General features: G+C 30.7%; 21 protein-coding genes. 8 read left to right on the forward strand and 13 right to left on the reverse strand.

The genetic code is table 11. From position 1 onward, the window contains the following. Positions 1–34 precede the first annotated feature (34 nt). From E0F98_RS04145 to E0F98_RS04155, 3 genes are all read left to right on the forward strand, one after another. Complete coding sequence (locus E0F98_RS04145; protein ID WP_132109358.1) at positions 35–1774, forward strand: hypothetical protein; 1740 nt, start codon at positions 35–37, stop codon at positions 1772–1774. Positions 1775–1881: 107 nt separating this feature from the next. After that, positions 1882–3600 (forward strand): FHA domain-containing serine/threonine-protein kinase, encoded by a 1719-nt coding sequence (locus E0F98_RS04150; RefSeq protein ID WP_132109359.1) that lies wholly within the window; start codon positions 1882–1884, stop codon positions 3598–3600. Between the two features lie 43 nt (positions 3601–3643). Next, positions 3644–4084 (forward strand): hypothetical protein, encoded by a 441-nt coding sequence (locus tag E0F98_RS04155; RefSeq protein ID WP_132109360.1) that lies wholly within the window; start codon positions 3644–3646, stop codon positions 4082–4084. 227 nt (positions 4085–4311) lie between these two features. Here E0F98_RS04155 and E0F98_RS04160 read toward each other — a convergent pair whose 3' ends face one another. After that, positions 4312–4521, reverse strand: a complete 210-nt coding sequence (locus E0F98_RS04160; protein ID WP_132109361.1) for a hypothetical protein — start codon at positions 4519–4521, stop codon at positions 4312–4314. A gap of 774 nt (positions 4522–5295) precedes the next feature. Between E0F98_RS04160 and E0F98_RS04165 the strand changes: the two genes are divergently transcribed. The 4 genes from E0F98_RS04165 (at position 5296) to E0F98_RS04185 (ending at position 8246) form a co-directional block, all read left to right on the forward strand. Further along, on the forward strand, positions 5296–5940 hold the full coding sequence (locus E0F98_RS04165) for a DUF6266 family protein (RefSeq protein ID WP_132109362.1): 645 nt from the start codon (positions 5296–5298) through the stop codon (positions 5938–5940). A gap of 917 nt (positions 5941–6857) precedes the next feature. Next, positions 6858–7616, forward strand: a complete 759-nt coding sequence (locus tag E0F98_RS04175; protein WP_132109363.1) for a hypothetical protein — start codon at positions 6858–6860, stop codon at positions 7614–7616. Beyond that, a complete protein-coding gene (locus E0F98_RS04180; protein ID WP_091169209.1) occupies positions 7616–8011 on the forward strand; it encodes a DUF5675 family protein in 396 nt (131 codons plus the stop codon). Before E0F98_RS04175 ends, E0F98_RS04180 begins: the two co-directional genes overlap by 1 nt. A gap of 10 nt (positions 8012–8021) precedes the next feature. Beyond that, positions 8022–8246, forward strand: coding sequence for a hypothetical protein (locus E0F98_RS04185; RefSeq protein ID WP_132109364.1), 225 nt, complete (start codon positions 8022–8024; stop codon positions 8244–8246). 281 nt (positions 8247–8527) lie between these two features. On the opposite strand, the gene E0F98_RS04195 is transcribed toward E0F98_RS04185, so the two are convergent. The 7 genes from E0F98_RS04195 to E0F98_RS04220 form a co-directional block, all read right to left on the reverse strand. Beyond that, positions 8528–9472: an ADP-ribosylglycohydrolase family protein gene (locus E0F98_RS04195; protein ID WP_132109365.1), complete on the reverse strand. Its 945-nt coding sequence runs from the start codon at positions 9470–9472 to the stop codon at positions 8528–8530. Further along, positions 9462–10241 (reverse strand): GIY-YIG nuclease family protein, encoded by a 780-nt coding sequence (locus E0F98_RS04200; protein WP_132109366.1) that lies wholly within the window; start codon positions 10239–10241, stop codon positions 9462–9464. The genes E0F98_RS04195 and E0F98_RS04200 overlap by 11 nt, the downstream gene beginning before the upstream one ends. A gap of 27 nt (positions 10242–10268) precedes the next feature. Further along, positions 10269–10739: a hypothetical protein gene (locus E0F98_RS04205; RefSeq protein ID WP_132109367.1), complete on the reverse strand. Its 471-nt coding sequence runs from the start codon at positions 10737–10739 to the stop codon at positions 10269–10271. Continuing rightward, positions 10736–10828, reverse strand: coding sequence for a DUF6576 domain-containing protein (locus E0F98_RS16305; RefSeq protein ID WP_394345844.1), 93 nt, complete (start codon positions 10826–10828; stop codon positions 10736–10738). Before E0F98_RS16305 ends, E0F98_RS04205 begins: the two co-directional genes overlap by 4 nt. An 18-nt stretch (positions 10829–10846) precedes the next feature. Beyond that, the gene (locus tag E0F98_RS04210; RefSeq protein WP_132109368.1) at positions 10847–11536 is read right to left on the reverse strand and encodes a hypothetical protein; all 690 of its coding nucleotides are present in this window, start codon (positions 11534–11536) and stop codon (positions 10847–10849) included. Between the two features lie 143 nt (positions 11537–11679). After that, positions 11680–11859 (reverse strand): hypothetical protein, encoded by a 180-nt coding sequence (locus E0F98_RS04215; protein ID WP_091169215.1) that lies wholly within the window; start codon positions 11857–11859, stop codon positions 11680–11682. 22 nt (positions 11860–11881) lie between these two features. Continuing rightward, positions 11882–12304, reverse strand: a complete 423-nt coding sequence (locus tag E0F98_RS04220) for a DUF6943 family protein (protein ID WP_132109369.1) — start codon at positions 12302–12304, stop codon at positions 11882–11884. A gap of 383 nt (positions 12305–12687) precedes the next feature. Here E0F98_RS04220 and E0F98_RS04225 point away from each other — a divergent pair, with 383 nt between their 5' ends. Further along, positions 12688–12867 carry a hypothetical protein gene (locus E0F98_RS04225; RefSeq protein ID WP_132109370.1) on the forward strand — a complete coding sequence of 60 codons (180 nt, stop codon included), beginning with the start codon at positions 12688–12690 and terminating at the stop codon, positions 12865–12867. Positions 12868–13354: 487 nt separating this feature from the next. Here the strand turns inward: E0F98_RS04225 and E0F98_RS04230 are convergent, their stop codons facing one another. Genes E0F98_RS04230 through avs1a form a run of 5 tightly spaced genes read right to left on the reverse strand, consistent with a single transcriptional unit; the run spans position 13355 to position 21336 of the window. Beyond that, positions 13355–13813 (reverse strand): GIY-YIG nuclease family protein, encoded by a 459-nt coding sequence (locus E0F98_RS04230; RefSeq protein WP_165929281.1) that lies wholly within the window; start codon positions 13811–13813, stop codon positions 13355–13357. Between the two features lie 50 nt (positions 13814–13863). Beyond that, entirely contained in the window at positions 13864–14103 is a 240-nt protein-coding gene (gene avs1c / locus E0F98_RS04235; protein ID WP_317126182.1) for an AVAST type 1 anti-phage system protein Avs1c, read from the reverse strand. A gap of 2 nt (positions 14104–14105) precedes the next feature. After that, positions 14106–14348 (reverse strand): AVAST type 1 anti-phage system protein Avs1c, encoded by a 243-nt coding sequence (gene avs1c / locus E0F98_RS04240; protein WP_132109373.1) that lies wholly within the window; start codon positions 14346–14348, stop codon positions 14106–14108. Continuing rightward, positions 14345–20137 (reverse strand): S1 family peptidase, encoded by a 5793-nt coding sequence (locus E0F98_RS04245; RefSeq protein ID WP_132109374.1) that lies wholly within the window; start codon positions 20135–20137, stop codon positions 14345–14347. Before E0F98_RS04245 ends, avs1c (E0F98_RS04240) begins: the two co-directional genes overlap by 4 nt. Next, entirely contained in the window at positions 20134–21336 is a 1203-nt protein-coding gene (gene avs1a, locus E0F98_RS04250) for an AVAST type 1 anti-phage system MBL fold metallo-hydrolase Avs1a (RefSeq protein WP_132109375.1), read from the reverse strand. Before avs1a ends, E0F98_RS04245 begins: the two co-directional genes overlap by 4 nt. Positions 21337–21357: the final 21 nt, after the last annotated feature.

The following is a 21357-nucleotide window of genomic DNA, read 5'->3' on the forward strand; positions in this document are numbered from 1 at the left end:
GAAAAAGAAAGTTATAAATAAAAAAAAGCAGCTTATGATGGGTTATCTAGTTAAATATTCAGATTTTTATGAAACACTTGTACCTGACAATCCAATTGAATTAATTCTTGATATAGCAAAAGAAGAGCTTATTGCAACTATAGTTGCTGTTAATACAAGATTAAAACCTCTAACTTCAAATCATTATGACGACTCAAAAGAAACCCAAATAAACTGTTTGAGAACAATTTTTCTAGACAATGAAAATTCACTTGAACAATCTTTTTGCTTACCAATAATTAGAAAATATGATATAAGACCTGCAAATCATAAATTATTTTCAAGGGTAACTTGTTTATATGCATTACAAGAAATTATAAATTGCGAACAATTTACCGATACAATACAAGAGTATAATTTTGATAAGAGAGAACGAATATTTAAATTTTTACTTATTGCAAACAACCAAATATTAACAGGAGATAAAAATTATAAAGAAGAAGGTTATGATAAATTAGGTAATGATTTTTTTGAATTTTTTATGTTTAGAGAATTGCATCATAATCAATACAATGAATGTTCTAATGCAATAAATATTTTTTACAAATCTTTTTATCTATTTAACAAAATTGAGAATCATCATATTTTTGGTGAACATTTCAAAAACTATATAACTTGGCATTATAACGTTGAAAGTACGAATGAATTTCTAAAACATATTATTTGGAGTTATATAAAAAGTTATGATGAAAAATTAGTATTACGATATATCAATGTTCCAAAAGACAATACTGATGCTATAAAAATATTAGATGCTTTTAGTTCTAAAGTTGTATATGATATTCCTGCTAAAGACGATTTAAGAACGTTTGACTTTTTTCCGTTAAAAAAAAGTCCTTTGTTTAAATGTAAACAAAAGGATAGCAAGAATATTATCAGTTATCTAATGATGGACGAAAGTCTTTATATTGAAAAAATATATTCAATTTTCATAAACGATTTTTGGTTTGATTATTTAAAGCCCAATGAAATATATACTAGAAAAGATTGGGGTAGTTTCATTGGCTCTGAATTTTACGAACCATTTATAGAAGAAATTTTAAATGAATCTCTTTCTACTAGTCCAAATATTGTAGTGAGATCAACTAATCAACTTATTTTTAATATTGAAGGTAGTCCAATTGAGTATGCTGATGTTTATGTTAGAGAGAAACAAAATGTAGCATTATTTGAAGTGAAAAGTGGATTTATTCCACTAGATTACGGATATAAAACGGTAGCAACCGTTGAGGATTACAAAAGTCTTGATTTAGATAAGTTTAATAAAGATTATGGTTTAACTCAATTAGCAGAAAAGACTATAAAAAAATTCCATCTTTATAAAAAAGAAATAAACGACCCAAATTTTAATTCAGATAGGAAAGTACAAATTTATCCTGTAATTATTGTGAATGACCCAATTATAAGCTCTGGTATCGTACCTTTTGTCCTAAAAAGAAAGTTTAATGATTTGCTTGAAAAAGAAGGAATTAATAAAAAAGCAAAAGAACATAATATCAGCGATTTGTGTATAATTAATATTAGTCATTTACAAGATATGGAACAAAGTTTAAAAGATAAAAAAGTCAATTTCTTTAGCTTACTAGACTTATATCTACTAATGTCGGATTTTAAAAACAAAAATAATTTTAAAGGATATAAATTTCTTAGAACATTTGAACACGTTTTATATGCTAAAGTGAAAGATGGATTAATATCCGATAGAATAAAAGATTTAAAATGGATAAAAGAATAAATATATGAGTGTTTCTGAAAATTATAGATGGGAATAAAATGATGTGATTAATTCTATAAACAACAAATTTTTAGAAAAATAATGAAACCTATTTAAAAGTAAATTTTATGTCATTAATTGATAACAAATACTCATACATAAAAGACCTTGGCTCTGGTGGATTTGGCAAAGTATTTTTGGCAAAAGAAAAAATTTCTAATAGGTATGTGGCAATCAAACAATTATTAAACACAAATAAGTCAGAACAAGAAGATATAATCCACGAAATAGAAATTGTTTCAAAGTTTGAAAATCCCAATATAGTTACCTACTACCATCATTTTTACGAAGAGGAAGTTTTATATTTAGTAATGGAATTCTGTTCAGGTGGTACTTTAAGAGATAAAATTTTAAATAATAAAGTAACTCCCGCTGAAGCTATAGAATGGATTCAGACATTGGCTACTTGCCTCAGAGTGATTCATAAAAGAGGAATTGTGCATCACGACATTAAACCCGATAATATTGTATTTTCTCAAAACGGTACCATTAAAATTGCTGATTTTGGTGTGGCAAACAAAAACATTGGTACAACATCTTATATGAGTCCCGAATCATTTTCTTGGAAAAATGACACTCGTCAGGATCCTCGGGTTGATATTTATGCCCTTGGGGTAACATTTATGGAACTTTTAACGGGTAGAAATCCTTTCAGTTATTTATCCGTCGACGAAATACTAGAAAAACACCAATCAACAGACTTCCAAATTCAAGAACTTCCAAATTGGCAACAAGAAATAATTTTAAAAGCAATCAATAAAACACCTGAATTGAGATTTCAGTTTATGATTGAATTGGAAGAAGCCTTGAAAGCAAAATCGGTTCCAATAATATTCAACAAAGACAATCTAAAAGCGGCAGAATTAATTGAATTAGCAGACAAAGCCTTACGAACAAACAAATGGCGTAATGCCCTGAAATATTTAGAGTTAGCCAATAAAAGATATAAAAACAATGTTTCTGTGTTACAAGCTTTAGGTAAATACAACCTAAGAATTCAAAAGATTGAAATTGCTAAAAGTTTCTATGAAAGAGCTTTAAAACTAAATCCGAGATTAGATGTTCAAAAAGATTTGGGTTGGATAAATTTAGAAGCTCAAAAATACCCAGTAGCAATCGGCCTTTTATCAGACCATCTTCACAGAAACCCGGCAGATTATGAAGCCTATAATCTATTAATCCGTTGTTATTACGAAACTGACAGATACGAAACAGCAATGGGATTATCCAAAATGATAATGGAAGCCAATCCTACTTTACCTTGTTTTGCAAACAATTATTTTATTGCTTTTATATTAAATACTAATGGTAAATCATTCCCTCCAAAATCAAAATGGGTACAAGATACCAATCCATTTATTGGGTATAACCGTTCAGTAATTGAAGAGGAAGCAATAAGCCATAATCATAAAAAATACCCGACGCTGAAATCAAAACTATTGTTTATGGACTTTCAATTCAACACTTTGAAAGAAAATACAATAACGATATTAGAAACGAATAATGAAAATGACACCCCAACATCCATATCAGAATCAATAATAAAATTTGGCAGAACAGAATATAGTCAAAACAACATAGAAGTATCAGGAGGAAATGCAATAAGCAGAAGGCATTGCATAATAATAAATAGCAAAGACAATGTTTGGCTCTATGATTTAGAAAGTACCGGAACCAATGTAAATGATGAAAAAGTCACCAATAAAATTCCTTTAATTGGCTTCAACAAAATAAGTGTTAATGACGTATTTTTTACAATTATAACAGATAAAACTAAATTGCTGTGATATATTAAATTAAATTTGAGAGATATAATAAACCGTAAAAGTTATGAAAATAGAAGTATATATTGACGGACGTGATTTTTTACATAAAGGACGCAGTTTCAATGATTCAATTTTAAAATTATTAAAGGAAACCACTATTTATAAATTACCTGAAGAATTAAGCATAGGAAAAGCACAAGAAATTGAAATCATTAAAAAAATATGCCAAAACGATTCCTTGATGCATAGTATCGAAAAGCATATTACATTAGATACTGAATTTGCCAACAAAGTGATAATGCAGGATACCATAAACTGTAGCTGTTTAAAAGCCATAACATCTGTTGGTGATGTTTTAAAAGAATTAATGATTGATAACTACCAATTGGTCTTAACAAATAGAACTTGGGTTGAAGTAGATCATCTGGTATTATTTTTTGAAGCGGTCAATTATGGTGAAGCTAATAGATTTGTTAAAAAATCAATTCGCGGTATTTATACCTAAAAGCCTTGTTTCATTAACATATCAGGTATAGACATCACGGGCAATCAAGCGGTCTCTCTTCGGTCGTTCTCTTTGTTCCGTTCGGCTGTTCCAGTCAGTCGTACCTCCTTCCGTTCCACAGACACTTCACAGCACAAAAAAATAAGGCAGCCAAAAAATTGGCAGCCTCATTTTTTCCGCTGTTCGTTCCTCATCTTCACACGTTCTCTACCCTACGTTCGGCAGGGCTAATGCATCCACAATACCGCTTCATTCCGTTGCACTCCGCAAGCTACGTTCCACTGCATTCCAGCCGTATTATGTCTGCCGCCCTTTATTTTTTCAGCGGTTGCTCTTTCGCACAGCCATCGGGGTTGGCTCCGTTCAGTAAAAACTTCACTTTGCCCTAAATCAAGGAACGCCAAAGGCTGACTTATATTTTTTCCCCGCCGTTTCACGCTCGCAGTACTTCTCTCCACTTCGCAAAAGCTACATTCCGTTCCCGTCCTGCCGTGGCTGTTCGATTGCCGCAACACCGCCAACTTCGCTCCTCGAAAATAATAATTTCCGCTATCGCTACAATCATTTTTTTCTGCGGTGCTTGGGGGTGTTTGATTGCCGATTAAACAATGGAATTTTCAATAAGTAGGATTTCACACAAAAAATATCCTGCTACAAAAAAAATAAATAAAAAGAAAGTAAAGGTAAGTTCCGGTTTCAAAAAGTAAAGTTCAAGCCCTACGGGTTTTTGAAAAAATCTCCACCCTACATTTTTCGATCGCTTCAACATTTGATTATAATCAAAATTCCATTTCCGAACAACTTCATAATATAAACCCGGGTAGTATTTTTTCAAAAAAACTTGACTTCTTTTGAAACCTCCACTGTGACGATGACTTTCTTTTTTTTCTTTTTTTCTTTTAAAAATATATAGGGAGGAAGGTAACGATAGCGTCATTTTAAATCCGAAACTATTCCGGATTGTATTCTCTTTTTCGTCAGAAAGAATGAAACTACCAAACAATCTGCAAAAAGAACCTTTACCGACGTATTTTTAATTACTATTCAAAACCATTAAGGCATAAAATATAATAATTCATAATAGATAAATATGTTTTTAGCTGTCAATTGTAATTAAAATGTGTTTAATGATTAAATTTGTATCATTGTTTAAAATCAATACCAAAGCCGTACCAAGCCCACGAAATTGTAATTTTTAAATTGTCATAATTATGGGTAAAATTGGTAAAGGTATTCTAGGAGGAGTATCAGGAAAAGTAGCGAATGTAGTAGGTGCAAGTTGGAAAGGAATTGATTATCTTAGAGCTAAACCTCAAAGTGTAGCAAATCCCCGCTCTGTTCTACAAGTGAACCAGAGAACGAAGTTCTCTTTAGTATTGAGGTTTTTACAACCAAACTTGAGTTTTGTTAAGTTAGGATTTAAAAACTATGCTGTTAAGCAATCACAATTTAACAGTGCAATGTCTTATGCCTTGAATAATGCAATTACAGGCACGACAATCGAAGATTTTGCAATTGACTACAACTTGGCTTTATTGAGTAGAGGAACGTTGTCAGGAGCTTTAAATCCTGTTTTTGATTTAACAACTCCAGGACAAGTTCAGTTCAGTTGGGATGATAATTCAAATGAAGGTAGTGCGTTGCCAACGGACAAAGCAATGATTGTTGTTTACAATCCTTTAAAAGGGGAGAGTGTTCTTATCACTGATGGTGCAGCAAGAACAGATGTATCACAAACTGTAACAATACCAAATAGCTATGTTGGGGATGAAATTCTGATGTTTATTTCATTTAAGAATTTTGCAGAAACTCAATTATCAAACAGTATCTTTATTGGCTCTGGTACGGCTTCATAAATTTCATAGATACTTTTTAAGAAACCGCTTTGAAAAAGGCGGTTTTTTTATGCTTATAATTCTGATGATTGTGGGGATATTGTGGGGATTTAGTACCAATAAAAAACCCTAACTAACTGATAATCAGCCGTTAGGGTTTTAAAAAAGCGGAGAAAGAGGGATTTGTTTCTCTCTCCTTATGTCAGTGTTTACGATGTCTCGCAAACTATTTTAAAACAAGGGTCTCGATTTTACTCCTACGATTTATAGGTAAAAAATCATGTAATCTTATCGCTGTAAATATAGTGATAATTAAAGGTTTATCAAAGTAAAAAAAGGTCTTTCATTGTTTAAAATTTGAACTGGTCGAGTAATATTATTGAACCGGAATCGGTTCAAAATTTAGTTGCCTAAAACATAAATTCTATCCAATTATCAAAGGTTCAACTTGTTCAATTTTTAAGCTCGTGTATTGGCAAAATTCCTCGATTGACACGAATTCATTTTGGAGCTTATTCAGCTCCTTTCTTATGTTTTGTAATAGTCTAATGCTTTGACGGTAACTCTTTCCTGTTATGCGTTGTATATCCTTTGGGTAGATACACAATCTCTTGTTTTCGGTTCTCATACTCTATCTATGGCTTTGATTGGGCTTTGCCTAACTTGAAATCTCTATGATTCAAGTTCTTGCGCACAATAAAAATAGTAAATAATTCCTTTCGTTCAGAAACGGCGATTTGTTTCCATTTATGATGGTTGTAAATGGGTATTCATGTCTATTTCTGCCATTTATGTCACAAAGTGACATATGGAATAGGTACCACTTTTTTATGTGGTTTAATTGGCTAAAATTTACATCATAATCAATCTAAAGGTGTTGCAACAGGATGATGATTGAAACAATTTTAAGTAAAAAAATAATCTAAATTTTAGGAATTATGGCAAGACAGAAAGGCATAATCAAATTAAAAGGTACAATCGGGGATATTACTTTTTACAAAACGCAAGATGGTCATTTGGCAAGAGAAAAAGGCGGTATTGACGCCAATAGAATTGCCAATGATCCAGCGTTTCAAAGAACGCGTGAGAACGGATCCGAATTTGGTAGAGCAGGGAAGGCCGGTAAAATTTTAAGAACGGCATTGAGAGCTGTTTTAATAAATTCAGCTGATGGAAGAATGGTAAGTCGATTGACGCAACAAATGATTAAAGTTATTCAAGCTGATGCAGTAAGCGTAAGAGGATTACGAAATGTTCTTGATGGTGAAGCGGAACTTTTAGCAGGTTTTGAATTCAATATTAGAGGTAAACTAGGCACCAGTTTATTTGCTCCTTTTGTTGCATCTATTGACCGTGTTACTGGTGCTATTATTGTTGATTTAGCTTCATTTATCCCATCGAAAATGATTGCTGCACCTAGTGGTACTTCTCATTTTAAAGTCATTTCAGCTGGGGCAGAAATTGATTTTGAAGCAGAAACTTTTGTAGTTTCAAATTCAGAAAGTGATATTGTACCTTGGGATATAAACCCGTCGGAAGCAATAAATCATTCCAATCCGGTTACTCCAGCAAGCACAAAACCTTTGTTTCTGGCTTTGGGTATTGAATTTTACCAAGAGGTAAATGGGCAAATGTATCCATTAAAAAATGGCTCTTACAACCCATTATCAATTGTGAAGGTAGATAGTGGTGTATAATGGTTATCACGATAACCAGAACTTATTTCCCCGATGGAACTAATGGTAAACTCGAATGCGAGGGTAAATTCATTTGTAATACCATTGAATTACCTTGGAAGGATAACGAAACGAAGGTTTCCTGCATTCCAGAAGGGAAATATTTTATAAAAAAGCGATATAGTAAAAAATTTCAGTGGCATTTGGAGATTTTGGATGTAGAAAATAGAAGTTTGATTTTATTTCATCCTGCCAACAATGCTCAAAAAGAATTAAATGGATGTATTGCTACAGTAACTAAAATTTCTGGACCTGGTTTAGGTTTAATGTCTCGAAAATCTTTTAAAAAGTTAAAAGATTTAGTCTATAAATCATTAGAGACCAGAGAAAGTATAGGATTGATTGTTTCATCTTAAAAATCTAATTATGAATATTATAAAAAGAGTGAAAACTCCAACACCAAAATTTTTCAAAGTGCTTCGAAATATTGGTTTGGCATTGGCAGCTGTCGGTGGAACTATTTTAGCTACACCAATTGCATTGCCAGTTCTGATAACTACGGTAGGAGGTTATTTGGCTGTGGCAGGAGGTGTTCTATCTGCAGTTAGCCAATTGACGACAGCGGAGGAAAAAAGTAATGCAAGCAAGTAATCATACATTAATGGGTACCGCTGGTGGTACATTTTTGAGTGTATTGCCCAATTTGCATTCGGAAGATGTTTTGAAAACGGTTGTACTAGCTTCTGTTGGTGCGTTTGTTAGTTTTACAATATCTTTGATTCTCAAATTTTTCATAAAGAAGCACAAAAAATAGTCTAATTCCAGTTGTGGTGACCTAGAATTAGACATTAAAATGCCCTTTCCGAATGGATTGGGCATTTTTTTTGTAACAAATCGACTGAGTAGTATCTCAATTCCTTTTATAAATAATGCTAAAAATAGGATTTGAATTCGTTCCTTTTTATATTCGATAAGTCTAGTATTTCATTTTTTCTTGCTAATACGTCCAACCATTCTTTTGGAATTTCCTCCAAGCCATAAAGTATTCCTGCTAATCCACCTGTAACTGCTGCTGTGGTGTCTGTGTCATGCCCTAAATTAACTGCTTTTAGAACGGCTTCTTTGTATGAGTTTGTCGTTAATATACACCAAATTGCAGCTTCTAAAGTATCTAAAACATAGCCCCAGCTTTTTATGTTTTCTTCCTTTTCATTTGAAATATCCTGAAATAACAAGCGATGGAATTTTTGAATTTCTAATGGGCTTATTTTTCTAAATTCAAAATAATCAACAAGTTCTATTTGCAATTCCTCGTATGCTATTTGTTTGTCTTTGCCCTCTATGATTTTTTTTGCAAATTCTAAATAATAGAAACACGCCATTACTGACCGAATATGAGCATGAGTTAGAGATGATACTTTATTGGCCCATAAAAATCGATCGTCCGGCAGTAAGTCTTTTGTAAAAGCAATTAGGGGAAGTATTCGCATTAGTGAACCATTCCCGTTATCCATTTCATCAATTCCACCTGCTAGTTCTGGTTTTTCACCTTTTTCTAATCGTTCGATGGCAATTCGAGTACCAATACCGATGTCGAAAACCCAACCATGAGGTGTCCAGTAATTATCATTTTTCCAAGCGATGAATTTATTGGCTAGTTTTTGTAAATCCAAGCCTTCCATAATACTTTCGGCTAAACACAAGGTCAATGAAGTATCATCAGACCAAGTGCCTTTGGGTTGGTTGTGCGTGCCAAATTCTTGCATATCAGATACAGGATGTTCCTTTAAATAAGCTCTGGACTTGAACTCAACAGGAACACCAAGCGCATCTGCAGTGGCGATGGAAATAAGGATGGATTGAAGGTTATTGGGCATTTGTATAAAAATAAAAAGTATTATTATTACAAACTTTCACATAAAACATTTCATTCACAGCTATTCTTTCACTTAACCAATTACCAATTAATCTTGAATTTAGTCTTGGATCATATTGCTCATTTCTATTCCCATTGATATAATTTGCTTCAAAAATTAATGTACCTAAATGTATTGTCACAATATCTCCAAATTCAGGTAAATATTCTATTGGAATAAAACTTAGGTTAATAATTCCTTGAAGATTTGAATTTGAAGCTAATTTTTCAGCAGTATAACAAAAATCATTGTTTTCTGGTTTAATTAATTCTACAATAATATTATTTTCATCAATTTCTAAATCTTCTACAATCTTCGAATTACCATGTAAATTATTTTTAGGATTAAACATTTTTATTAAATTATCCTCTAACCCCGCGGATAAATTTATTTTAATACCTTTAAATCTAATGTCTTCTTGATTAATTAAGGTATAAATATGAACTTTATGGTTTTCCTCTAGTTTACTTTTTAAGATTGAATTTAATCGAATGTTTGTATTTTGAGTTTTTCCTGGTTTTCTATAACCTTGCATTCTATCGGTTAAAGTTTTAATTGTTTTCCCGATGTAAAGTATATCTATTTTATCTTCGTATTTTGAAACAAATGAATATAATAATTCTGTAGAATTATCATCTTCTACAGAAAAATCAATAGTATTTTCAATGTTTAAAAACCAATTTCCTACTTCCTTAAAACCAATTTCTTCTAAATCCTTAATTGTTTTCATATTTTATAAATTTCATATTTTATAATTTTACATATCTATTTCCATTTCTTCCTCCATCAACCTTTTTGAGGTTTCTAGAATTTTGGAAATGGATTGGTCTTTGAATAAAGAGATTTGGTATTTAAAACGTTCATCCAGAATACATTTTTCAGTGTATTTTCTGTTGTAAACCAATATTCCGTGGATTACTATTTTATTGTCATCTAGTGTTTCATTGAAATAGAAAAATGATTCGGTTAGATGAATGTATTTTTTTTCTCCATTTTCTTCTAGAACCTGATATATTTTTTGACCATATAGGACTAATATCAATGTAACATCTAGGACTTTAAATGGGATACACCATTCCAGCGTTTCGAAGTCGTTTATTTTTAAATTTGCGATAAGATGAATGCGTTGATAACTCATTCTGTCCGCTGTGTTATGTATAATATTGTTGGAACCTTTGTATACAAGTATCATCTCCGCCTGATACATTAAAGGTAGGTTTATTTTCATTTATTTTTTTGATTGGGTAAATAATTCAATTCGTGTTCTGTTAAACTTTCCAATCCATTTGATTTAATTTTATCTAAAATAGCATCTATGGATAGTGGGTTTTATTATCAAATTTGATTGTCTCCAATAAAAATAATTGTTTCTTCCAGATGTATGTTCCAAAAGAAATGTTCGTGGGTTTCATTCTTTAATTTAAAGCTATAACCCAAGATAAATCGTTCTAATAGGAAAATACGTTTGAGTTTTACAGTACTGAAGTATTGAGCTTCGCCATAATAGTTACGAAACTCTTGTACCATAGCCTTGAATTTATCATTTAATGGAATAAAGAATTCTTTTAAATTGAAGCCTAACTCCTCGACATCAATAGTTGTTATACAAAAATTAAAATTCGGATAGATAAAGTTGTTTTTGTTTTCAACAGTTTGAAATGCAATCAATTCCAGAGCTGTATTTGGCTTTGCTTTATGCGTATTAAAGATCCAGTCAATAATTACACTTCTATACGCTTCAATTTGGTCTAATGTTACGGGAGTGATTTGCAGTATTTCTTCTCTAAGCGGTTCAAACATTACGATAGTTGAGGAATTGTTCTTTTTAACAGCGCCAAAAACAACATCATTTATAATAAACATTATTTCTATTTGATCTTCTACTTCGATGTTTCCCAGCACTATTTTTCTAATATAATCTTTTGTTGCATTTTTTCTGATATAATTATTGTTCAATAACCAAAAGTCCACATTTTCAATTGAGGCATTGTTCAAATCTAGAGCTATTATTTTTGAATTTGACATCGATTTTATGAGAAATTATTTAAGATAAAACATTAAATGTATAATCTTTATTTGGAAGAAAATAAACTTTAATTGAAAAAGTTAAAAATAAAATTCATGTTAAAATTATCATAAAATAAGTATTTACATATGCTTTTTTGGTTTTAAATTTCTTCAAAAATATTCAATGTTATCTCCAGAACAACAACTTTAGAATTGGAGTTGGAAAGCTCCTGCCATTTTGCGCTTTCATTCGCTTTAGCTCTAGTGTCAAAAACTCCAAAGCATATTCTAGAAGCTTTGCTTTTCCAATTATCGGTTTGATATAAAATAAAAAGTTTCATTTTTAATGGCTTTAAGTTTAAATTATTTACTGCAATACCGGTGTAAAATGACTCTACGTAATTCATTTATAAGATTTATGTTTTCGTGAAATTGCTTTTCTTTTTGCTCTAAAATTTTAAGAGCTGCAACATTTTTAATATGTTCATCATGTTCTTGCATCATCAATCTCGCTTTTATATAGAACTCGTTTCTGAAATCAGGAAGTCGTAAAAATGGAATTACGGACCCAACTAACGATTGGTGCCAGAATTTAGATTTCCACAAACTATAAGCCAACCAATACACTGTTTCAGCATCTTGTTCATCTTGAAATAGAATTACAAAACTATTGGTAAAAGGCTTTTTTTGGGGCTTTCCACTATTCATCCCTTTGTTGAGAATAAAGATTCGGTTTGCTCTGTAAACTGCATTTTTTTGGTGTGTTTTAATGATGAAATTCGGCATGGTGGATTGGTATTAGAAATTAAACATTAATTTTTTGAAAAGAAAAAAGAGAAAAAAAGAAAGCCACTAAAACAGCAGAAATGACGAACGAAAATGGAGGGAGGAACGACCGACTGAAAGTGAGGAATGGATGCTATGTTTGCTGGATTTTTTTCTTTTTCTTTTCAAGAAATTGCACCATCGTCTTGCTGAGGTTCTTCGGGGGACGTTATTATGAAAACGGTAATCAAACACCCCCAAGCACCGCAGAAAATGATGATTGTAGCGATAGCGGAAATTATTATTTATCGAGGAGCGCAGTGGCGGGGTTGCGGCAATCGAACAGCCGCTGCAGGACGGGAACGTAGCGTAGCCCTTGCGAAGTAGAGTGTAGTACTGCATGCGTGAAACGACGGGAAAAAAATATAAGACAGCCGGAGGCGTTCCTTGATTTAGGGCGAAGTGACGTTTTTACGGAACGGCGCCAACCCCGATGGCTGTGCGAAGGAGCAACCGCTGAAAAAATAAAGGGCGACAGACATGATACTGCTGGAATGCAGTGGAACGGAGCCTGCGGAGTGTAACGGAATGAAGCGGTATTGTGGGTATAATAGCCCTGCCGAACGCAGGAAGTGAACGTGTGAAGATGAGGAACGAAACAGTGCAAAAAAACAGCGGCTTGTTTTCAAGCGGCTGTTTTTTTTAGTGCTGTGAAGTGTCTGCGGAATGGAGGGAAACCTAACTAATGAACTGAAATAATGAATTGCTTATTTACCAAACGTGTTCTTATGAAATTGTAAGGTTGACCGACTGGAGCAGCCGAACGGAACAAAGGGAACGACCGAAGAGAGACTGCTTGATTGCCCGTGATGATTAACGGAATTGTTCTTATGAAACTATTTTCACTATTGAATCTAGTAATCGTGGATGGGAAATTATTACTCTGTCGCCCACAATTAATTGGATTGGTTCTAATTAAATTTTAATTCATCGTGCAAGTAAAAAGTAAATGCAGATGCTCCCGATTTGTATAGGTGCCTTTCAATCTTAATTTATGCTGGGAATTACTTTTTATTTGTAGAGTTGAGTGTAGCCATAATTATGTGGCGTGTATGTGTTTTCAATATACCATTCAACTTTTTCAATAAATTCACTTAATTGATTTTCAACATCCCAAAACCATTCTGAACCATAAGTAGAAAAATCATCTTTATAATTATCTTCTATAAGTCTTTGTTCTAGTTCGGTAGGATTCTTAATATTCCAACTTTTTATAATTCTAAAATCCGAAATTTCTTTGTTATAATATTTTAACCTTGTTTCTAAGTTTTTTGTAACACCAATTTTAAATATCTGGACTTTTTCTTTATCACATATAAGTGTATTTATCCCATATTTTGTATTAAAGATATCTGTTTTCTTTTCAGAAATTAAATCAGAAGTTCCAATATAAAAAGTAGTTTTAGTGTCTTTTTGAATAGCTGAAGAAAGGCAATAATATTCGGGTAATTGTTTAATAATTTTGTTCAAAATATTTGAAATTTAAATAATTTTCTAATCAAATTTTTAAATAAAGATTTTTATTCTTCTATATTTTTGTTTTTTCTTTCATCCATATTTGCTACTGTGTTTGCCGTAAGTCGAGCCATTTCATTAATAGTGTGAAAATTAACTCTGTTATTTGGAGCCATACGTGCATTTAGTAGCCCTTTAACAGATTTCTTAGATTCGATGCTAAATTTTACTATTCCTAATCTCATTTTTTCGGAAAGCAGATTTATGTTATGCTCGAAATCTTTTCTGCTTTTGATTTGTGACATATTTATTTATTTAATTTAGATTCATTTTTTTTCATTTGCTCCATATTTGTAACTGTGTTGGCTAAGAGCCTTACTGATTCATCAACTGTTTTAAAATCAATTCTTTTATTTGATGATTTTTTAACATTCATCAAACCTTTTGCAGATCGAAAACTGCCTGAAATGTGAAATTTTCCCTTTTCAATACTTTCAGCTAAAATATAGAGATGCTTTTCAAATTCTTTCCTGTTTTTTGGTGTTTTCATAACTCTATTATTCTTTTTTCTAAAACATCAATAATTACTCTTTGATAACCATAATTTAAGTACCAAACGAGTTTATATTTATCTTTTATTTCTTCCAAATATTTTTTTGGAATTGTAATATAATTTCCAGTTTTTAATACTTGCCCATTCCTTTTTTGTTCCCAATTTCTTCCTTTTCGCCAGTACACTGTTTTAATTTCTCCTATAGCTTCTGGAGAAAAAATTTTGGAAATACTCTCCAATAAATGTGATGGTACTTTATCACTACCAGTAACAATAGTGTAACTGGATTTTATAATAAGAGGTATTATATCTTCATCATCTTGTTCAATTTCAATATTTGGATAATCATTATCTGGAAATTGTAACCAAGGATAAGAATGGTCACCATTATTGTATTTTTCAAGATGAATTAAATAAGCTGTAAACTCATAATTGTTATTTTTTAGATTCTCTTTAAAGAAATAATGCAAGTAAACCTCGTCATCATTTCTAAATAAATTATCAATTATTACAGATTTATTTTTGAATATATTTTTAATACAGCTATTTATTTTTTCATAATCAATTTTATCTAATTTCAATTGGTTTTCTGGAAATGTGGGTTGGTAAAACCTTAAAATTGTTGCTACTTTTTTTCTATTCTCAAACGAAACACAATTTGTTACCGAAACATTTAAGCAATATCTCAAAATATTTTCAAAGTCTGAAATTATATCTATATCATTGAAATTATTAAAACTTCGTTCTATATATTCATTGGCTTTTATGCAATCCTCTATACTTAATGGGCAGTTAGATTTAATCTCTTTTATGATATTGACACAAAAATCTTTATTTAGAATTTCTAATTCATTTAGGTTAAAAATATAATCCTCAATTGAATCTAAATATTCTTCTTCTAAAATAACTTCGCTATTCCCGCTCTTTACATTTAAGAATTGTGAATCAAATTCTTTTATCCAAGGAATTACATCATCAATGTCTTTACTTTTTATAGTTTCTAATGATTCCATAATTGCATTTCTAATCATAAAATGCTTTATATTCAATATCTCAAGTTTGTCTTCTTCTAAACAGATTTTGAATTGTTCCCAAAAAAGATGAGCATCTAAATCAGCAATTTGGTGAATTATAGAAGCTGATAGTTCTTTTGAAATTTTATATCCTTCAGAAAGCAATTCTTTTACGAGAGCCGGGATTACTTTGTTTGGTTCTATTGTTGCTAACCAAGTTAAAAGTTCTATTGTTCTGTTTTTTATTATTAATGAAGGATGATTTAGAAACCAAATAATAAATTCTAGAAGAACATCTTCTTGTTGATTTATTGTTCCGCCAAATTTTTCAATCCAATCATAATCTTCAATGATTGCTTTAGGTGTTCTCACCATAAAATCAATATGTTCGAGTACTACTGATAGAATTTTTTGCTTTTCTTCTTCATCCGAAATATTTTTAAGAATTTCAATTAGGTCATTAGCAATAACCCACTCTTGATAATATGGCTCGTTAATTAATAGCGGGCTGATATCTTTAATTAATTCCTCTGCTGTATTGTATGAATCGGTTAATAAATCTCTTAAATCATTTATCTTATGTGAGTAACTTCTTGACCAAACGCTATAATTTTCGCTTTGGATATTTGATAATGATTCCACGATAATCTTTCTAGCAGCTGATTTATTTTGAGTTGCTAATTTAATTTTTACTTCTTCTTTAGCGCTAATAAGTTTTTCTAGAGGATCCTTACTATTATTTTTAGTTTTATCAATGATTTCTTTTTTCGGCAAAGATTTTTTGAAATTAACACTTTCGTCATAACTGTTTAGTTTTTTGAAATTCTCAGTGCTCAATCCATTAAATAAATATTGCAAATATTCTGATATAAATTCTTCATCAACTTCTGCAATAATAAATCTATTTAGCCTTTTAAATATAGCGTCAAGTCTATCAGGATTATCATTTTCCGTATTGCTAATTATTGTTGATTGAATATTTGTGAATTTTGATAAATATCTTTCGTCTCCAGGAATAAATAACTCAGTTAATGCCCAAGCAAAAATTGAACTTTTACAGTCAATTCCTGATAATAGTTCCAATACACCCGATTGCTCTTCAATAGATCGGGCACCTAAATTATAGCCTTTTCCAAGCATAGGCATATCAATAAGACTTGATTCTGCATTCTTAATAATTGTACCATAATCTGGTAAAAGTTGATACTTAAAATATTCTATTGATTGTCGCAATAATCCAACTTTAGCTAAATCGCCAATAAATTGTTCCTGTTGCTGTTTAACATATCGTTGAAAAGTCATTTCACCTGAAGCATTTTGAAGATGTGCAGCGAACTTTTTTAGATAAGAAAGATTACCATCTTTGGGTATAATATTAGATACTGTTGTATTAATTATACCTAGTTGGTCTTCTTTATACCAAGATGGTCCCATTGAAGTAGCAATCATTTCCTTAAAAACTTCAATAGCTTTGTCCTCATTGTCAATTTGAGCATATATCTCGACTAATCTTAGCAAATATTCATTCCGTTCCCATCTATTTTCCACTGTTTTAATTACATAATCCTCTAAAACTCTTGTGATATTGTAAGCATTAATATTTTGACTTAGATTCTTTGATAGGTGTCTTGCAATTGTAAAAAGTGAATCAATATAACCTTCTGAATATAGTCCAAGTTGATAGTTTTTCTTGTCTATAATTGGTTGAATAAATGCAGTTATCTCATTTGGGAAATAATCAACCAAAAAGTTTATAAGCTTTGTGTAAATTACGGGTAAAGTAACTTCGGGTAATCCGTAACTTCTTTCCCAATGTATTCTATGTTTTAATGGGAATTCAAGTGCTTTAATAAAAGAAATTAAGTTTCCTTTTAAATTTATGATTTGATCAAGTTTGTTTTCGGCTTTTAGACGATTTGCTTTTCCGGATAAGAACCATAAATATTCAAATTTCTTTTTTAAATCGCTTTCCCAATTATTATAATTAATATTTGAAATGGCCGGATATGCATTTTTTGAATCGCAATACCCCATACTTTCGGCATAAAGAGTAAATGAATGGATAGATAAATGATTTAAATCTACACCATTTTCAGTACGTAAATCAAAATCTATTTTTTCTTTAAATTTTTCATTTATGAGTTTTTCAGTTAAATCAATTCTTTTAGAATCTTCTATTAGTACAGGAATTATAAAACTATTATAATCAGTATGCGTACCGTATTTTTCAATAACATACTCTAAATCCAATATCCATTCTTGAATACTACCACTTTTACTTCTAATAGGGCTCTTTTTTTGAAAATCTGTTGCTTTAAGGATACTTAATGCTATAAAACCACTGATTCTGTTATCAAATTTAAAATCGGTATTTTCTTCAAGCCATTTGGTAGAAGGAGGAAAGTTATGGCGCCATATACAATACCCCGTTTGATTTGAACCAACTTCGTCTTTAAATTGGAATATTATTTCTTCGCTGTTACCATTTTTTATGATTTCATTTAATATTATTTTTTTAATATGTTGAAATTCAAGAAAAGCTTCTTTTGGGTTTACATTGGATGATAAAGTTACCGCATTAAATTTTAGATGAACATATCTATTAAAAGTTTCACTATCATATCCTACTTCCAAAATATTATTACAAGTTTTGATAATAGCCGCTAACAAACCTTTAGCTTCATTATCATATTCGTATTCATAAAACATTTGTAGTAAGTATAAAGCATCACCGTCTGAGACTGTCAATGAGTTATTCCTAACAACATATCTTAATGCTTCCTCTGGCTTTTTCAAAGCTAATAAAGCATTTATTAAATAGGTAGCATTTTCGTCGAAGAGAATGTTATATCTGAAGTTTACTCTTTGAGATAAAAGTAATAATGCAATAACTTTATGTGCAATGCCATATTCAGCAGCAATTCCAATTATTTTAAGTATATCTACCAATACGATATCTGGATTCACACTATATAAAGCACAGTTGTCTATCCAATCTTGATTACACTCATCTATCGAAATCCTTTTATTCCTTTCATTCCCTTTAGAAAGATGATAGATTCTTTCAGATATTGAGAAATAAGTGTCTGATTTTGAAAGACAATAAGTAGCAATATTATCATTAATGTTTTGATTGTGTATTTCTGTTTCGGTATTTATAAAATCGGAAAATGAAGTATGATAAATACTTAATTTCTCTTCATTTTTAAGTAGGTGTTCTATTTTTCTGAAAGCTTCAATAAATGCTGACTGACTTGATTTCGGCAATAACTCATATAGAATTTCTTTTTCAATAGGTAATCTTACTCTTGAAAGTGTTGATGCAATCCAAATTTCATCACTTTTACCATTAAATTTATTCCAAACATTTCTATAATAGATATCTATTTGACCTGCAATTGAAGGTATAGAGTCTATCCAATTGTCTAATTCTGTACTATCATCCGATTCAATTATATATTGGGTTAGATATCTTAAATAGAGCGGATGCCCTTCTGATTTATAAGCCAATTTAGAAATTTGAGATGCAGTCAAACCTTTACCATTCAGTTTCTCTTCTAAAAATGTTTCTGTATTCCTAAATGTTAATGGAGTTACTTTTATTTCATCATTATCAGAAATTATTGCCTGTAAATTTGTAGGCAAAACTATTTTTGAAGTACAGCTAAAAATGACCTTTATATTTGACGGTAAATTTAAAGGTAAAACAGAAAGAAAATTATTAATTACTTCTTGTTTCACATCGTCTAATCCATCTATTATTAAAAATCCAATATTACGTGTACTTATATAATGTTCACTCAATCTAACTAATCCACTGTGTATTAACAGCAATCGGTCATTTATTGATTTGTCAGATTTTGCGGGTGGTTGATTAAATAATATTCTATTATATACTTCTTCAACCCAATTCATAAAATAATCGGGAGTAGCTCGAATTTCAGTGGGTATTTTATCAATTTTAGGAACTTTGACAAAGTATCTGTTTACTACTACGTTTTCCTTATTATCGAACTCAAATTGTGCAGCAATGGTTGTTTTTCCAGAACCAGGATTACCACTAATTAAGAAATAATTACTATTAGTTTGTAAATTGATTACTTTATTGATATTATCAAATACTTCTGTGTTAACTGTTGTATCGCTAATATCAGTTTCAATTGACGGAGGGATTTTTCCTTTAATTTCTTGTTTTGCTTTAATTCCATTTTTAGCCAAAACTTCAAAGATGCTTTTTATGCTTGTTGCACCCAAAGTACCTGTAAGATCGTAACCAATGACACCCATTACTTTGCTTCCAATAACTAAAGGAGCACCGGATAATCCTTCAAAACTATTTACATTTACATACTGTTCACACTCTAAATCAATATCCCATTTGGTGTCTTCATTTACACGTGATACTTTTCCGTTATATTTGCCACCAGAAGTAATCCTTTCATTAATAAACCCAAATGTTTCCCATTCCTCATTGTATGCTATTTCATCTGCAATTAATGGAAGCCCTAAAATGTCATTTAAGCTTGAATTTATTTTAATTATTGCCACATCTTTACTGGTAATTCGCTGAATAACAATTGCCGGAATTGTAGTTTCTTTAATATCGAGGTTTATTTCCTGCTCATCTGATTCACTTATATTGTGGTCGGCAGTTAATAAATATTGTTCGTCAGAATCTGTATTAATAAAAAATGCAGTTCCCGTTTTTGTACCACAAGTAATACTAACAGTTGCTAATTCTATTTCTTTGAAATGCAAAATATTTTGTGTCATACGTTTATTTTATAGTTATCTTGATTAAGATAATGAATGGAATAATTATAAGTTTTCATCCAATCTTCGTTATTAAAATATTCAGAATTTAATGTTTTATAATTAAAAAATAGTTTTCTTTCAAATTCAGATTTTCTACCCACTATATGTGCGATAGTTTCTTTATCTGGATGATTATGTTTGTTGCCATTTGTTGAAAAGATATGAACCTTGGAATCTATTTTCTCTAAAAGGTCAAGACTAATATTATTAAAGCTACCATGATGAGAAACTTTAATACTATCAAAATTGATTATTCCTTCCGGTTGATATTCTAAAAGTGATTTTAAAATAAGTCCGGGATGCGAGTCAGCTAAAAAAAGTAATTTTTTTTCTTTTATTTTTAAAATGAAAGAAATTGAACTTCCATTAGTAGGTGTTTTATCTTCGATTGGGACTGATGCTAATAATTCTTTGATTTGCATTTTATTTGAAGATATAGCTTGAATACCTTTTGCTTGACTTTCTTTTACCCAAGTTAAAAGCATTTCAAATGCGTCATCATATAATTCCCCATCTTCTTTGGAATATTTCAAATCATATTTTGTTAATTCACTATCCCATAATGTTTTTAAATTGTCTAATTTTTCCTTGTTTGGTGATAATAGGATTATTTGGGAGTCAATATCAATGTTTACTATCTGCTTATTTTCTATGCAAACGGCTTTTTTATTGAAATCATTATTCCAACTATAATCTCCTTTTAACAACAATGCACCTAAAGTTGTGCCTTGTTCTGCGCTAATTTGGTTTTCACCATTTTTTGGTTCATTATTGAAATAACCTCTTGATAAAATCTTCTTTAATATTTTTTCATTTTTATTTGAAATATCCTCTTCCTTTTCAGAATCATTGGATAAATGTCTAAAAGTATTATGCCAAACCTCTTTAATTTCAATGAATTTTTTCTGATTATCTTTTAATAAAGGTAATGCTCCCCATATATGGTCAGAATCAATATGAGTTATTATTAATTTTTCTAAACATTCTCCATTATTTGCTATTTCAACCAATTCTTTTTTTATGAAAGTATTGTAAGTTCTAACGTACCCACAGTCAATTAATATATGTTTCTTTTCATTTGGACCATAACTGACTAATATACTGTCACCATTTAAAGCAGGGAAAATATTTAGGGTTATTGAAAATAAACTGTTCATTTGATGTGTCAAGATATATTT

Source organism: Flavobacterium hiemivividum (assembly GCF_004349145.1).
Taxonomy (GTDB): Bacteria; Bacteroidota; Bacteroidia; order Flavobacteriales; family Flavobacteriaceae; genus Flavobacterium; species Flavobacterium hiemivividum.